The sequence below is a fragment of the Brevundimonas sp. TWP2-3-4b1 genome, from assembly GCF_049897665.1.
In the GTDB taxonomy this organism is placed as follows: Bacteria; Pseudomonadota; Alphaproteobacteria; order Caulobacterales; family Caulobacteraceae; genus Brevundimonas; species Brevundimonas subvibrioides_B.
This window is the reverse complement of sequence record NZ_JAFCWQ010000070.1, coordinates 1-953: the sequence shown is the minus strand read 5'-3', so window position 1 is coordinate 953 and position 953 is coordinate 1. Positions and strand designations below refer to the sequence as shown.

The 953-nt window shown below is 66.6% G+C and carries 1 protein-coding gene; it reads right to left on the bottom strand.

Annotation, left to right across the window (positions count from 1 at the left end; translation table 11 throughout):
• Nucleotides 1–158: 158 nt before the first annotated feature.
• Nucleotides 159–953, bottom strand: a 795-nt coding sequence (locus ACP7A5_RS17960) for an IS701 family transposase (protein ID WP_426043165.1), incomplete at its 5' end; no start/stop codon positions are given.

The window sequence follows — 953 nt, the reverse complement described above, 5'->3', positions numbered from 1 at the left end:
CTAGCATTACAGTTGCGCTTTCATATGGAGGTGGGCCCGTCGAGCGACGGCCTGGTGTGCTCTTCGCCATAGGGACCATGCGATGACTTGGGCTGGCTGGATCTGGCGCTGAGCCAGGCGATTGGCGATGCGGCGGATTTCCTGGGTCGACCAGCGGATCAACTCTTTTGAAGCAGCTGTCGCGTCCTCCACGCTTTCGTTTTTGGGGGCGTGGGGATGTTGGCGTGGTGGCGGATGGCGGCGGTCATGGCGAATGCCAGCATGACCAGGGCGACGTGCCGATGCCAGCCGTGCCAGGAGCGGGTCTCATTGTGATCGAGGCCGAGTTCGTTCTTGGCGGTCTCGAAGCTGTCCTCAATGGCCCAGCGGTGGCCTTCCGCCTTGACCAGGGTGTCGATGCCCGTGCCGGCCGGACACCATGTGGCGAAGAAGGCCAGGTCGCCATCGGCGATGTTGCGACGGATTAGCAGGCCGCGGGTCCACAGGCCGGATCGCGCCGCGTCGTATTCGCCGGCGTCCAGATCGGCCAGTTCGCAATAGGCCCGGTCATGAAGCCTTGGTCCCTTGGTTCCCTCGCCAGCCGATCGCCGCGTCCAGGCGCTGGCGGCTAGCCCCGTGGCGATTTCCCCGGCCGTGCCGGCCACGCAGGGCTTGTCCCCCCATGATCCAAAGTGATGACTGCTGGCCACGCCCAGCACATAGCCCTTCCCGGCGCGCCGCAGCGCGGTCTCGATCTCGCCAACCCCATAGACGGTGTCAGCCGCCACCCAGGCGAAGGGGACATCGGCGGCGATCGCCTGCTCGATCATCCGGCGCGCCAGGGCCGGCTTGGTGGCGAACACCGTGCCGGGCGGGACATGCGCCGCCGCCATCCGGGAGGGGTCGTCTGTCCAGGCCTTGGGCAGATAGAGCGACCGGTCGATGAAGGCATGGCCGTGGCGCGACGCATAGGT